This window comes from Pseudomonas sp. KUIN-1, assembly GCF_009176725.1.
GTDB classification, from domain to species: Bacteria; Pseudomonadota; Gammaproteobacteria; order Pseudomonadales; family Pseudomonadaceae; genus Aquipseudomonas; species Aquipseudomonas fragariae.
Genome location: NZ_AP020337.1, coordinates 3,969,606 through 3,982,776, shown reverse-complemented (window position 1 = coordinate 3,982,776; position 13,171 = coordinate 3,969,606). Strand labels below are relative to the sequence as shown.

General features: G+C 59.0%; 13 protein-coding genes. All 13 read left to right on the top strand.

Going from position 1 to position 13,171, the window contains the following annotated elements; all coding sequences use genetic code 11:
• Positions 1 to 16 precede the first annotated feature (16 nt).
• Positions 17 to 475 (top strand): flagellar motor switch protein FliN, encoded by a 459-nt coding sequence (fliN, locus tag KUIN1_RS17720; RefSeq protein ID WP_003316817.1) that lies wholly within the window; start codon positions 17 to 19, stop codon positions 473 to 475.
• A complete protein-coding gene (fliO, locus tag KUIN1_RS17715) occupies positions 476 to 916 on the top strand; it encodes a flagellar biosynthetic protein FliO (protein ID WP_003343990.1) in 441 nt (146 codons plus the stop codon).
• Positions 916 to 1,668 (top strand): flagellar type III secretion system pore protein FliP, encoded by a 753-nt coding sequence (gene fliP, locus KUIN1_RS17710; protein ID WP_003316820.1) that lies wholly within the window; start codon positions 916 to 918, stop codon positions 1,666 to 1,668. Before fliO ends, fliP begins: the two co-directional genes overlap by 1 nt.
• Positions 1,669 to 1,693: 25 nt before the next feature.
• A complete protein-coding gene (locus KUIN1_RS17705) occupies positions 1,694 to 1,963 on the top strand; it encodes a flagellar biosynthetic protein FliQ (RefSeq protein WP_002554277.1) in 270 nt (89 codons plus the stop codon).
• Between the two features lie 6 nt (positions 1,964 to 1,969).
• Complete coding sequence (gene fliR, locus KUIN1_RS17700; protein WP_152092143.1) at positions 1,970 to 2,755, top strand: flagellar biosynthetic protein FliR; 786 nt, start codon at positions 1,970 to 1,972, stop codon at positions 2,753 to 2,755.
• Positions 2,756 to 3,892, top strand: coding sequence for a flagellar biosynthesis protein FlhB (gene flhB / locus KUIN1_RS17695; protein ID WP_003316822.1), 1,137 nt, complete (start codon positions 2,756 to 2,758; stop codon positions 3,890 to 3,892).
• 330 nt (positions 3,893 to 4,222) lie between these two features.
• A complete protein-coding gene (gene flhA, locus KUIN1_RS17685) occupies positions 4,223 to 6,352 on the top strand; it encodes a flagellar biosynthesis protein FlhA (protein ID WP_003412395.1) in 2,130 nt (709 codons plus the stop codon).
• Positions 6,353 to 6,363: 11 nt separating this feature from the next.
• Positions 6,364 to 7,692, top strand: coding sequence for a flagellar biosynthesis protein FlhF (gene flhF, locus KUIN1_RS17680; RefSeq protein ID WP_054092318.1), 1,329 nt, complete (start codon positions 6,364 to 6,366; stop codon positions 7,690 to 7,692).
• A 115-nt stretch (positions 7,693 to 7,807) separates the two neighbouring features.
• Positions 7,808 to 8,641 carry a flagellar synthesis regulator FleN gene (fleN, locus tag KUIN1_RS17675; RefSeq protein ID WP_003412391.1) on the top strand — a complete coding sequence of 278 codons (834 nt, stop codon included), beginning with the start codon at positions 7,808 to 7,810 and terminating at the stop codon, positions 8,639 to 8,641.
• Complete coding sequence (gene fliA, locus KUIN1_RS17670; RefSeq protein WP_003378731.1) at positions 8,638 to 9,378, top strand: RNA polymerase sigma factor FliA; 741 nt, start codon at positions 8,638 to 8,640, stop codon at positions 9,376 to 9,378. The genes fleN and fliA overlap by 4 nt, the downstream gene beginning before the upstream one ends.
• 256 nt (positions 9,379 to 9,634) lie before the next feature.
• Positions 9,635 to 10,009 carry a chemotaxis response regulator CheY gene (locus KUIN1_RS17665; protein WP_161420660.1) on the top strand — a complete coding sequence of 125 codons (375 nt, stop codon included), beginning with the start codon at positions 9,635 to 9,637 and terminating at the stop codon, positions 10,007 to 10,009.
• 19 nt (positions 10,010 to 10,028) lie between these two features.
• The gene (locus KUIN1_RS17660) at positions 10,029 to 10,814 is read left to right on the top strand and encodes a protein phosphatase CheZ (protein ID WP_003316828.1); all 786 of its coding nucleotides are present in this window, start codon (positions 10,029 to 10,031) and stop codon (positions 10,812 to 10,814) included.
• Positions 10,815 to 10,847: 33 nt separating this feature from the next.
• Positions 10,848 to 13,121 carry a chemotaxis protein CheA gene (locus tag KUIN1_RS17655; RefSeq protein WP_152092142.1) on the top strand — a complete coding sequence of 758 codons (2,274 nt, stop codon included), beginning with the start codon at positions 10,848 to 10,850 and terminating at the stop codon, positions 13,119 to 13,121.
• Positions 13,122 to 13,171 lie beyond the last annotated feature (50 nt).

Below are 13,171 nucleotides of genomic sequence, written 5' to 3'. Positions count from 1 at the left end.
GTGCAGAGGACAACCGATGGCTGATGAAAACGATATGACGTCTGCTGAAGACCAGGCATTGGCCGATGAATGGGCTGCTGCCTTGGGCGAAGCTGGCGACAGTCAGGCTGATATTGATGCGTTGCTGGCTGCGGACGCCGGGAATTCGGGTAGCCGGATGGCCATGGAAGAGTTTGGCAGCGTGCCGAAAAGCACTGGTCCGGTTTCTCTGGATGGTCCCAATCTGGATGTGATTCTCGACATTCCGGTATCGATCTCCATGGAAGTGGGCAGCACCGACATTAACATTCGCAACCTGTTGCAGCTCAACCAGGGCTCGGTGATCGAGCTGGATCGTCTGGCGGGCGAACCGCTGGATGTGCTGGTCAACGGCACACTGATCGCGCATGGCGAAGTGGTGGTGGTCAACGAAAAGTTCGGCATCCGTCTGACCGACGTGATCAGCCCGAGCGAACGCATCAAGAAGCTGCGCTAAGTGAGGCGCTGGCTGAGTGTTCTGCTGACCCTGCCATCGCTGGCCTGGGCCGCCGAACCCGCCGCTCAGGCGGCGCCTGCGCAGGTGGCCAACACGGTCTCCGGCGGCATGGGCGGGCAGGTGGTGCAACTGCTGTTCGGTCTGATCCTGGTGATTGGTCTGATCTTCGTGCTCGCCTGGCTGATGCGCCGGGTGCAGCGCGTCGGGCCGAACAGCAATCAGGTGATCGAGCTGGTGAGTTCGCGCGCGCTGGGGCCGCGTGATCGGCTGGTGCTGGTGCAGATCGGCAATGAACAGGTGCTGCTGGGCATTACGCCCGGGCGAATCACGCCTCTGCATGTGCTCAAGGAGCCGGTGCAGGTGCCGGTGCGCGAGCAGGCCACCCCTGAATTCGCTCAGCGCCTGATGGAGCTGATGGGCAAGGATAAGGACAAGAAGTGATGGGCGCCTTGCGTTTCCTGATACTGCTGTTGCTGGTCATGGTGACGCCTGCTGCGCTGGCGGCCGATCCGCTGTCGATTCCGGCGATCACGCTGTCCAACGGTGCCGATGGTCAGCAGGAGTATTCGGTCAGCCTGCAGATTCTGCTGATCATGACCGCGCTGAGCTTCATTCCGGCGTTTGTTATGTTGATGACCAGCTTCACGCGAATCATCATCGTCTTCTCGATCCTGCGTCAGGCCCTCGGCCTGCAGCAGGCGCCGTCGAACCAGATCCTCACCGGCATGGCGCTGTTTCTGACCATGTTCATCATGGCGCCGGTCTTCGATCGGGTGAATCAGGACGCCTTGCAGCCTTACCTGGCGGAGAAACTTTCCGCGCAGGATGCGGTGGCCAAGGCGCAAGTGCCGATCAAGGACTTCATGCTGGCCCAGACGCGCACCAGCGATCTCGAGCTGTTCATGCGCCTGTCCAAGCGTACCGACATTCCGACCCCGGATGCCGCGCCATTGACCATTCTGGTTCCGGCGTTCGTGATTTCGGAACTCAAGACGGCGTTTCAGATCGGCTTCATGATCTTCATTCCGTTTCTGATCATCGATCTGGTGGTGGCCAGTGTGCTGATGGCGATGGGTATGATGATGCTGTCGCCGCTGATCATTTCTCTGCCGTTCAAGATCATGCTGTTTGTACTGGTGGACGGCTGGGCGCTGATTGTCGGCACCCTGGCTGGCAGTTTTGGTGGCGTATGAGCCGTTTTACTGAGGAGTCTGCCCGATGACGCCGGAAGTAGCCGTCGATCTGTTCCGCGAGGCGCTGTGGCTGACCACTGTGCTGGTCGCGATTCTTGTGGTGCCGAGCCTGTTGTGCGGTCTGCTGGTGGCCATGTTTCAGGCGGCCACGCAGATCAACGAACAGACCTTGAGCTTCCTGCCGCGTCTGCTGGTGATGCTCGTCACCCTTATCGTCATCGGCCCGTGGCTGTTGAAAATATTCATGGAATACATGCTGTCGTTGTACACCAGTATTCCGACCCTGATCGGCTAGCACCGCATGCAGCCGATGCTTGCGCTGACCGATACCCAGATCAGTATCTGGGTAGCCAGCTTCATGCTGCCGCTGTTTCGCATCATCGCGTTGCTGATGACCATGCCGATCATCGGCACCACGCTGGTCCCGCGTCGCGTGCGCATGTATCTCGCCGTGGCGATCACCGTAGTGGTCGCGCCTGCGCTCCCAGCCATGCCGCCCGTGCAGGCGCTCGACCTGAGCGCGCTGTTGCTGATCGGTGAACAGATCATCATCGGCGCCGGGATGGGCTTGTCGTTGCAGTTGTTCTTCCATATCTTTGTCATCGCGGGACAGATCATCTCGACGCAGATGGGGATGGGCTTTGCGTCAATGGTCGACCCTACCAACGGTGTTTCCTCCGCCACCATTGGTCAGTTCTTCACGATGCTGGTCACCCTGTTGTTCCTGGCCATGAACGGCCATCTGGTGGTGCTGGAGGTTCTCGTCGAGAGCTTTACCACGATGCCGGTCGGCAGTGGTTTGCTGGTCAATAACTTCTGGGAGCTGGCCAATGGGCTGGGCTGGGCACTGGCTTCGGGTCTGCGACTGGTATTGCCTGCGATCACCGCGCTGCTGATCATCAACATCGCCTTCGGGGTCATGACTCGCGCCGCGCCGCAACTCAACATCTTTTCCATCGGCTTCCCGCTTACGCTGGTGTTGGGCATGGTCATTCTGTGGATGACCATGGGTGACATGCTCAATCAGTATCAACCGATCGCAACGCAGGCATTGCAGGCGTTGCGCGATATGGTGAGGGCTCGTTGAATGGCAGAAAACGAGAATGGCCAGGACAAGACAGAAGACCCCACGGAAAAAAAGGTCAAGGACTCACGGGCTGACGGCCAGATCGCGCGCTCCAAGGAGCTGACCACGCTGGTGGTGATGCTGATGGGGGCGGGCGGGTTACTGATGTTCGGCTCTGATATCGCCCTGATGATGTCCGAACTGATGCGTGACAATTTCACGATATCCCGTGAAACCCTGATGGACCAGTCCTACATGGGCAAGGCGCTGCTCAGTTCCGGGATGCATGCGCTGGTCGTGGTCCTGCCGTTTCTGATCGCCATGCTGGTTGCTGCACTGGTGGGGCCGATCATGCTCGGTGGCTGGCTTTTCGCAACCAAATCGTTGATGCCCAAGTTCAGCCGCATGAACCCGGCAGCAGGGCTCAAACGCATGTTCTCGCCGCATGCGCTGGTCGAGTTGCTCAAGTCCTTCGGAAAATTCCTGATCACTCTGGCAGTGGCGCTGGTGGTCCTGAACAATGAGCGCAAGGATCTGGTCGCGATTGCTCACGAGCCGCTCGAGCAGGCCATGATCCATAGCCTGGTGGTGGTGGGCTGGAGCAGTTTCTGGATGGCCTGCGGCCTGATATTCATCGCGGCGGCGGATGTGCCGTTCGTGTTGTATGAAGCGCACAAGAAATTGCTGATGACCAAGCAGGAGGTGCGCGACGAGCACAAGAACAGCGAGGGCAGCCCGGAGGTCAAGCAACGTATTCGTCAGTTGCAGCGTGAAATGTCGCAGCGGCGCATGATGGCCTCCGTTCCCGAAGCAGACGTGATCATCACCAACCCGACACACTTCGCCGTCGCCCTCAAATACGATCCCGAGCAGGGCGGGGCGCCGATGTTGTTGGCCAAGGGTACTGATCTGGTGGCGCTGAAAATTCGTGAAATCGGCGCGCATAACGAGATCCTGATTCTGGAGTCTGCGGCACTGGCGCGTTCTATCTACTACAGCACCGAGCTTGACCAGGAGATCCCTGCCGGGCTGTATCTGGCAGTCGCCCAGGTGCTGGCCTACGTCTACCAGATCCGCCAGTTCCGCGCCGGTCAGGGCAAGCGCCCCGACCCTCTGGGCGACATCAAGATCCCGCCCGACCTGCAGCGCGACGCGTAGTCTGCTCCTGGACGCGTGGTGCGGCGCAGATTTGTGACGCAGAGCGTCACCCACGGCATTCCCGCGCTGAAGCGTGAGGAGCGAGATTTTTCCGGCAGACACCTGCCCATGCTCCGCGCGGGCATGCCGTTCCGGACGCTCCGCGTCCGTTCTTGCACAGCTAAACGAGAAGATTTTCTGACTGCGCTCAGCGCACCGGATTTACGTGACTTCTGTGCCTAAAGCCTTACCGCCACTGGCTTTGTAAAAGTTGGACAGATTTTTGCAACAGGGTCGATACAGGGCGCCATCGGCGTCAATGTTTTGATCTAGTGCGCAGGTAACGAATCAGTGGATCGCTCTCAATTACTCAGTAGCGCACGCAGCAACATCACAGGCCTGGGCCGTGGTCAGTTGGGCGTTCCGTTGTTGTTGCTGGTCATGATGGCAATGATGATGTTGCCTATGCCGCCGTTCCTGCTGGACGTGTTCTTCACGTTCAACATTGCACTGTCCATCGTCGTACTGCTGGTCTGCGTGTACGCCCTGCGGCCGCTGGATTTTTCTGTGTTTCCGACCATTCTGCTGGTCGCCACGTTGCTGCGTCTGGCGCTGAACGTCGCTTCCACGCGGGTGGTGATGCTTCACGGTCAGGACGGCCACGCCGCGGCGGGCAAGGTGATTCAGGCCTTCGGTGAAGTGGTGATCGGTGGCAACTACGTCGTCGGTATCGTGGTGTTCGCGATTCTGATGATCATCAACTTCGTGGTTATCACCAAGGGTGCCGGCCGTATTTCCGAGGTGAGCGCACGCTTTACCCTCGACGCGATGCCCGGCAAACAGATGGCGATCGACGCCGACCTCAACGCCGGCCTCATCGATCAGCCGGAAGCCAAGCGCCGCCGTGCCGAAGTCGCCCAGGAAGCCGAGTTCTACGGTTCCATGGACGGTGCCAGTAAATTCGTGCGCGGCGATGCGATTGCCGGTCTGCTGATTCTGTTCATCAACCTGATCGGCGGCATGCTGGTCGGTATCCTGCAACACAACATGACTTTCGCCGACGCCGGCCGTGTTTATACCCTGTTGACCATCGGTGACGGTTTGGTGGCGCAATTGCCATCACTGCTGCTGTCCACCGCCGCAGCGATCATGGTGACCCGTGCTTCCGGTTCGGAAGAGATGGGCAAGCTGATCAATCGTCAGATGTTCGCCTCGCCCAAGGCGCTGGGGGTTTCCGCTGCAATCATGATCGTCATGGGCCTTGTCCCGGGCATGCCGCACTTTTCCTTTATCAGTCTCGGGCTGGTTGCCGCAGGCGGCGCCTACCTGTTGTGGAAAAAAGAAAATCAGGTGAAGGTCGAGGCCATCGCTGAAGTGCAGCGCCAGCAAGACCTGCTGCCTTCGCCGACCCGTGTTCAGGATGCCAAAGAACTGGGTTGGGATGACGTGACGCCCATCGATATCATTGGCCTGGAAGTGGGTTATCGCCTGATTCCGCTGGTGGATCGCAATCAAGGTGGCCAGTTGCTGGCGCGTATCAAGGGTGTGCGCAAGAAGCTCTCGCAAGAGCTCGGTTTCCTGATGCCTACCGTGCACATTCGCGACAACCTCGATCTGGCGCCAAGCGCCTATCGTCTGACGCTGATGGGTGTGATTCTGGCCGAGGCCGAGATCTACCCGGATCGCGAACTGGCGATCAACCCCGGTCAAGTGTTCGGCACCCTGAACGGCATTACCGCCAGAGACCCGGCGTTTGGTCTGGAAGCCGTGTGGATCGAAATCAGCCAGCGCAGTCAGGCGCAGTCGCTGGGTTACACCGTGGTCGATGCCAGTACGGTAGTGGCAACCCACCTGAACCAGATTCTCTACAAACATTCGCATGAGCTGATCGGCCACGAAGAAGTCCAGCAATTGATGCAATTGCTGGCCAAAAGCTCGCCCAAGCTGGCTGAAGAGCTGGTACCGGGCGTGCTGTCGCTGTCCTCGCTGCTCAACGTGCTGCAGGCGCTGCTGGCTGAACACGTACCTGTGCGGGATATTCGCAGCATTGCAGAGGCTATCGCCAACAACGCCGGGAAGAGTCAAGATACCGCCGCTTTGGTGGCCGCAGTGCGCGTGGGTCTGAGCCGCGCAATCGTCCAAAGCATTGTAGGCGTTGAGCCGGAGCTGCCTGTTATCACTCTGGAGCCAAGGTTGGAACAGATATTGCTCAATAGTTTGCAGAAGGCTGGTCAGGGTCAGGAAGAAGGCGTTCTTCTTGAGCCAAGCATGGCTGAGAAGCTCCAGCGTTCGTTGATCGAGGCGGCCCAGCGTCAGGAGATGCAAGGGTTGCCGGTAATTCTTCTGGTAGCAGGGCCTGTCCGGGCGATGCTGTCACGATTTGGACGATTGGCTGTACCGAACATGCATGTTCTGGCGTATCAGGAAATTCCGGACAACAAGCAAGTAACCATCGTAGCGACTGTCGGGCCAAACGGCTGAGGTAGTGAGTCATGCAAGTTAAGCGATTTTTCGCCGCCGATATGCGTCAAGCCATGAAGCTGGTTCGCGATGAGCTGGGCGCTGAAGCGGCCATCATCGGTAACCGGCGCATTGCCGGTGGCGTAGAGCTGACTGCTGCTCTGGATTACAAGCTGTCCGCCCTGGCACCGCGTGTGCCGAACATGGAACTGGAAGACGAGCTGCGCAAGACTCAGTCGCGCATCGTTTCCGCCCAGGCCGAATTGAACAACCGCAGCGACAGCGACGCATCGGTGAACCTGCAGCTGTTTTCCGGCAAGCCGGCCAACCCTGCCGAGACGCACATCGAGCCGACACTCGAAGAGCCGCCGCGTCCATTCGCGTACGCACCGCCACAGGCCGCCGAGCCTGCCATTGGCCAGCGCGCCTATGACTCGATGCGCTCCGAATTGAACGGCCTGCGTGAGCTGCTGGAAGTCCAGCTCGGCTCGCTGGCCTGGAACCAGCTGCAGGGCACTCGTCCGCAGCAGGCCAACCTGTGGCGCCGCCTGCAACGTGTCGGCCTGTCCGGCCCGCTGTCACGCGACCTGCTGTCGATGATTCCGGAGATCGACGAGCCTCGTCAGGCCTGGCGCATGCTGCTGGCGCACCTGGCCCGCATGATCGCCGTCCCTGAAGTCGAGCCACTCGAAGAGGGCGGCGTGATTGCAATGGTCGGTCCTGCCGGCATGGGCAAGACCACCACGCTGGCCAAACTGGCAGCACGTTACGTGTTGAAGTACGGCCCGCAGAATATCGCACTGGTCAGCATGGACAGTTTCCGCATCGGCGCGCAGGAGCAGCTCAAGACCCTTGGGCGCATCCTCAACGTACCGGTCACCCATATCGATCCTGGCCAGTCTCTGGTTCAGGCGCTGGAACCGCTGCTGCGCAAGCGCGTGGTGCTGATTGACACCGCCGGCCTGCAGGCCAGTGATCCTGCGCTGCGCATGCAGCTGGAAAGCCTCGCGGGTCGCGGCATCAAGTCGCGCAACTATCTGGTACTGGCAACCACCAGCCAGAAGCAGGTGCTGACAGCCGCGTATCACAGTTACAAACGTTGTGGCCTGGCCGGATGCATTCTGACCAAGCTTGATGAAACAGCCAGCCTCGGTGAAGTCCTGAGCCTGGCGATCAGTCACGAATTACCTGTGGCCTACCTCACGGACGGACCACGCATTCCTGATGACCTGCATACCCCGCGTCGTCATCAACTGGTAAGCCGCGCGGTGAGTGTGCAAATGCAGGATGAGCCCAGTGAAGAAGCAATGGCTGATATGTTTGCTGACCTCTATCACACCCCTGGCAAGAGAGTGGGTTAAGTGATGGATATTATTGGAATGTCCCTGCGTCAACGGTCTGCCATGCGGTGTTCATTTGCGCACGTGCAGCCCTCGATGTGGTTTCGGTCTACGCAAGACAAGGTAAAGAAATAACATGGGCAGCATGCATCCCGTACAGGTTATCGCGGTGACCGGTGGCAAAGGTGGCGTCGGTAAGACTAACGTGTCAGTGAACCTTTCACTGGCCCTCGCCGAGCTCGGCCGTCGCGTCATGCTGCTGGACGCCGATCTGGGTCTGGCCAATGTCGACGTGCTGCTTGGGTTGACGCCCAAGCGCACGCTTGCCGATGTCATCGAGGGGCGTTGTGAGTTGCGCGACGTGCTGTTGCAGGGGCCGGGCGGGGTTCGGATCGTACCCGCTGCGTCCGGCACCCAGAGCATGGTGCATCTGTCGCCCGCTCAGCATGCCGGCCTGATCCAGGCGTTCAGCGAGATTGGCGACAACCTCGATGTGCTGGTGATCGACACAGCCGCCGGTATCGGCGAGTCGGTGGTCAGCTTCGTGCGCGCCGCTCAGGAAGTGCTGCTGGTGGTGTGCGACGAGCCCACGTCGATCACCGATGCCTACGCCCTGATCAAACTGCTCAATCGCGATTACGGCATGAACCGCTTCCGGGTGCTGGCCAACATGGCACAGAGCCCGCAGGAAGGGCGCAACCTGTTCGCCAAACTGACCAAAGTGACGGATCGTTTTCTCGATGTTGCGCTGCAGTATGTAGGTGCCGTGCCGTACGACGAATGCGTACGCAAGGCTGTACAGAAACAGCGCGCCGTTTACGAAGCATTCCCGCGTTCCAAATGTGCACTGGCCTTCAAGGCCATTGCCCAGAAGGTTGATACCTGGCCGTTGCCAGCCAACCCGCGGGGTCATCTCGAGTTCTTCGTTGAGCGACTCGTTCACCAGACCAGTGCAGGGCCTGTGCAATGACTGCGAGCGGCTACCAGATGTACAGCAAGACTTCCCGTAATTCACAATACGAGTTGATCGAGCGCTATGCGCCCTTGGTCAAGCGTATCGCTTATCATCTGCTGGCGCGCTTGCCGGCCAGCGTGCAGGTCGAGGATCTGATCCAGGCCGGCATGATCGGCCTGCTTGAAGTCTCCACCAAGTATGATTCCACCAAGGGTGCGAGTTTCGAGACCTATGCCGGCATCCGCATCCGTGGTGCGATGCTCGATGAAGTGCGCAAGGGGGACTGGGCGCCACGCTCGGTACACCGCAATACGCGCATGGTGAGTGACGCAATTCGGGCAATTGAAGCTAAAACCGGCCGTGACGCTAAAGATCACGAGGTTGCGGCCGAACTCCAGTTAAGTCTCGATGATTACTACGGGATTTTGAACGATACCTTGGGCAGCCGCCTCTTCAGTTTCGACGACCTGCTGCAGGACGGCGATCATGAAGGGCTGCACGAGGATGGCGCAAGCGGTTCGCTTGAGCCGTCGCGCGACCTGGAAGACGAGCGCTTCCAGGCTGCGTTGGCCGATGCAATTGCCAATCTGCCAGAGCGTGAGCGTCTGGTGTTGGCGCTGTACTACGACGAAGAGCTGAACCTCAAGGAAATCGGAGAGGTTCTGGGGGTCAGCGAATCTCGGGTCAGTCAGTTACACAGCCAGTGCGCAGCTCGTTTGCGAGGGCGTTTGGGGGAGTGGCGAGCGCGTTGACAGGCAATGTGCGGTCTATGGCCGCGCGTTGACTGCAAGCCGGCTGTGCAGAGCGTTACGTGGTAACAGGATGGACCCGTCAGAAGCCTGTCAGGCATTGCCTTGATGGGCTTGTTTCTCAGGTCCTTGCCTGTTGTTGTGCCAAGCCCGTCGTCGTTTCGTACAGCCGGGGGTGTGCTGTGCCAGTATTGAGTGAACAGCGTGTTCAGGTGCTGAACGCGTTAAAGACTGCTTGGAGGTCGAATTGGACAAGAACATGAAAATCCTCATCGTTGATGACTTCTCAACGATGCGGCGGATCATCAAGAACCTTTTGCGTGATCTGGGGTTTACCAACACATCGGAAGCGGATGATGGTCTGACCGCATTGCCGATGCTGCAGAGCGGTGCCTTTGACTTTCTAGTGACGGACTGGAACATGCCTGGCATGTCCGGTATCGATCTGCTGCGCGAAGTCCGCAAGGACGAACGCCTCAAGAGCCTTCCCGTGCTGATGGTCACTGCCGAAGCCAAGCGTGAGCAGATCATTGAAGCTGCCCAGGCTGGGGTGAACGGTTATGTAGTCAAGCCATTCACTGCCCAAGCCCTGAAAGACAAGATCGACAAGATCTTTGAACGCGTCAATAGCTGATGCAAGCCGCGAGGGCGCTATGGATAACAATGATTCGATGGCCGACTTTGAGTCGACCTTAAAAAGACACGCGCAGGAACTTGTCACCAGCCTTGAAAAGGGTCGTTTTGGTGACGCTGTGCAACTGATCCACGAACTCAATCAGACACGCGACCGCGGCCTTTATCAGGAAGTGGGCAAGCTGACTCGTGAGCTGCACAGTGCAATCGTAAACTTTCACATTGATCCGCACATGCCTCAAGCCGAGGAAGTGTCGCAGATCACGGATGCTACCGAACGCCTGTCGTATGTGGTGAGGCTGACCGAGAATGCGGCCAACCGCACCATGGACCTGGTGGAGGAGAGTACGCCGGTCATGAACGGCCTGAGTTCCGACGCCAAGGCATTGAGCGATGACTGGGGACGTTTCATGCGCCGCGAAATCGGTGCCGAAGAGTTCCGCGAGCTGGCCAAGCGGGTCGATGGTTTTCTGACGCGTACCGAGAAGGAAACCCATCAGGTTTCCGCACATCTCAATGACATTCTGCTCGCCCAGGATTACCAGGACCTTACCGGTCAGGTCATCAAGCGTGTGACGCAACTGGTCACTGAAGTCGAGAGCAACCTGCTCAAACTGGTGCTCATGGCCAGTCACGTCGATCGCTTCGCAGGCATCGAACATGACGAACAATCCATCCTCGATGAAAAAGATCCTAAAAAACATCTCGCTCAGGGTGAAGGTCCGCAGATTCATGCCGATAAACGTGAAGACGTCGTATCCGGACAGGATGATGTAGACGATCTGCTATCGAGCCTCGGCTTCTAAGGTCTGTTGACGGTTAATTTTAGGGAGCACCCCATGAGCTTCGGCGCCGATGAAGAAATCCTTCAGGATTTTCTGGTAGAGGCCGGCGAAATTCTGGAGCAGTTGTCAGAGCAATTGGTCGAGCTGGAAAGCCGACCGGATGATGCTGACCTGCTCAATGCAATTTTTCGCGGTTTTCACACTGTAAAAGGGGGCGCCGGCTTCCTCCAGCTCCATGAGCTGGTGGAGTGCTGCCACATCGCCGAAAACGTGTTCGACATCCTGCGCAAGGGTGAGCGTCGCGTTGATTCCGAACTGATGGACGTGGTCCTGGAAGCACTGGACACCGTCAACAGCATGTTTGGTCAGGTACGTGAACGGACTGACGTAACCCCGGCGACGCCAGAACTGCTGGCCGCACTTGCGCGGCTGGCCGAGCCACAATCCGCCGACGAGGCCGTTGCCCCTGAGCTGGAGCCGGTGGTTGAAGTACAGGCTGCTGCTCCGGTTGCAGAACCGGCGGCTGGCGACGAGATTACCGATGATGAATTCGAGCAGTTGCTCGATTCGCTGCACGGCTCCAGCCCGGTGTCTGCAGCGCCTGCACAGACGCCAGCAGCAGCGGCTGCGCCGGCGGGTGATGAGATCACCGATCAGGAATTTGAATCCCTGCTCGATCAGCTGCATGGCAAGGGCAAATTTGCGGCCGATGCCGCAACCGCTCCGGCCCCTGCACCTGTGGCGCAGGGCAGTGCAGCGCCTGCCAGTGATGAAATCACCGACGACGAATTCGAAGCGTTGCTCGATCAACTGCACGGCAAAGGCTCGTTTGATGGCGCTGTAGCGGCTCCCGTAGCTGCGGCACCTGTAGCCGTTGCTGCCAAGGCACCCGCTGCTGCGGCTGCATCGGACGAAATCACCGATCACGAATTCGAAAGCCTGCTCGACGAATTGCACGGCAAGGGCAAGTTCGAGCCTGAGGCGATTGTTGCCAAGGCGCCTGCTCCGGCAGCCGCAGCGGCTGCTTCGCCACCGCCGCCTCCTGTTGCCAAGCCTGCTCCGGCGCCTGCTGCGAAAGCCGAGCCGGCCAAACCCGCTTCGGCTCCGGCCCCTGCGCGCGCTCCTGCACCCAGCGGCGAAAAGCCGGTGGCTACAGAGGCTGAAACCACGGTTCGTGTCGATACCGCCCGACTGGACGAGATCATGAACATGGTCGGCGAGCTGGTTCTGGTGCGTAACCGCCTGGTGCGGTTGGGTCTCAACAGCGGCGATGAAGCCATGTCCAAGGCAGTTTCCAACCTGGATGTGGTGACTGCCGATCTGCAGACTGCGGTGATGAAAACCCGCATGCAGCCGATCAAGAAGGTCTTCGGTCGTTTTCCGCGTCTGGTTCGTGACCTGGCTCGTCAGCTCAAGAAAGAGATCAACCTGGAACTGGTCGGTGAAGAGACCGACCTCGACAAGAACCTCGTAGAGGCGCTTGCCGATCCGCTGGTCCACTTGGTGCGTAACGCGGTCGACCACGGTATCGAAACGCCGGAAGAGCGCGAAGCCACGGGCAAATCCCGCGGCGGTCGGGTAATCCTTTCGGCAGAGCAGGAGGGCGACCATATCCTGCTGTCGATCTCCGATGACGGCAAGGGCATGGACCCTAACGTCCTGCGCTCCATTGCTGTGAAGCGTGGCGTCATGGACAAGGATGCAGCCGATCGGTTGAGTGACACCGACTGCTACAACCTGATCTTCGCGCCGGGTTTCTCGACCAAGACCGAGATTTCCGATGTGTCGGGTCGCGGTGTGGGCATGGACGTGGTCAAGACCAAGATCTCCCAGCTCAACGGTTCGATCAATATCTACTCGACCAAGGGCCAGGGTTCGAAGATCGTCATCAAGGTGCCGCTGACCCTGGCGATCATGCCGACCCTGATGGTGATGCTGGGCAACCAGGCCTTCGCTTTCCCGCTGGTCAACGTCAACGAAATCTTCCACCTGAACCTGTCGACTACCAACGTGGTTGATGGCCAGGAAGTGGTGATCGTACGTGACAAGGCCTTGCCGCTGTTCTACCTCAAGCGCTGGCTGGTCAGTTCGGCGGCTCACGAGGAGCAGCGCGAAGGGCATGTGGTGATCCTCACAGTCGGTACCCAGCGCATCGGCTTTGTCGTCGATCAACTGGTTGGTCAGGAAGAAGTGGTTATCAAACCGCTGGGCAAGATGCTGCAAGGTACGCCGGGCATGTCGGGCGCCACCATCACCGGTGACGGTCGCATCGCCTTGATTCTCGATGTACCCAGCATGCTCAAGCGTTACGCCGCACGGCGTATCTGAACCCGGGGTTGCGGGCAGCCTGGCTGCCTGCGACACCTATTGGAGTGTTT

Coding starts and splice junctions, on each gene's coding strand:
- KUIN1_RS17665 (WP_161420660.1), top strand. CDS start 9,635: ATGAAAATCCTCATCGTTGATGACTTCTCAACGATGCGGCGGATCATC.
- KUIN1_RS17660 (WP_003316828.1), top strand. CDS start 10,029: ATGGATAACAATGATTCGATGGCCGACTTTGAGTCGACCTTAAAAAGA.
- fliP (WP_003316820.1), top strand. CDS start 916: ATGGGCGCCTTGCGTTTCCTGATACTGCTGTTGCTGGTCATGGTGACG.
- flhB (WP_003316822.1), top strand. CDS start 2,756: ATGGCAGAAAACGAGAATGGCCAGGACAAGACAGAAGACCCCACGGAA.
- KUIN1_RS17705 (WP_002554277.1), top strand. CDS start 1,694: ATGACGCCGGAAGTAGCCGTCGATCTGTTCCGCGAGGCGCTGTGGCTG.
- fleN (WP_003412391.1), top strand. CDS start 7,808: ATGGGCAGCATGCATCCCGTACAGGTTATCGCGGTGACCGGTGGCAAA.
- fliA (WP_003378731.1), top strand. CDS start 8,638: ATGACTGCGAGCGGCTACCAGATGTACAGCAAGACTTCCCGTAATTCA.
- flhF (WP_054092318.1), top strand. CDS start 6,364: ATGCAAGTTAAGCGATTTTTCGCCGCCGATATGCGTCAAGCCATGAAG.
- fliR (WP_152092143.1), top strand. CDS start 1,970: ATGCAGCCGATGCTTGCGCTGACCGATACCCAGATCAGTATCTGGGTA.
- KUIN1_RS17655 (WP_152092142.1), top strand. CDS start 10,848: ATGAGCTTCGGCGCCGATGAAGAAATCCTTCAGGATTTTCTGGTAGAG.
- fliN (WP_003316817.1), top strand. CDS start 17: ATGGCTGATGAAAACGATATGACGTCTGCTGAAGACCAGGCATTGGCC.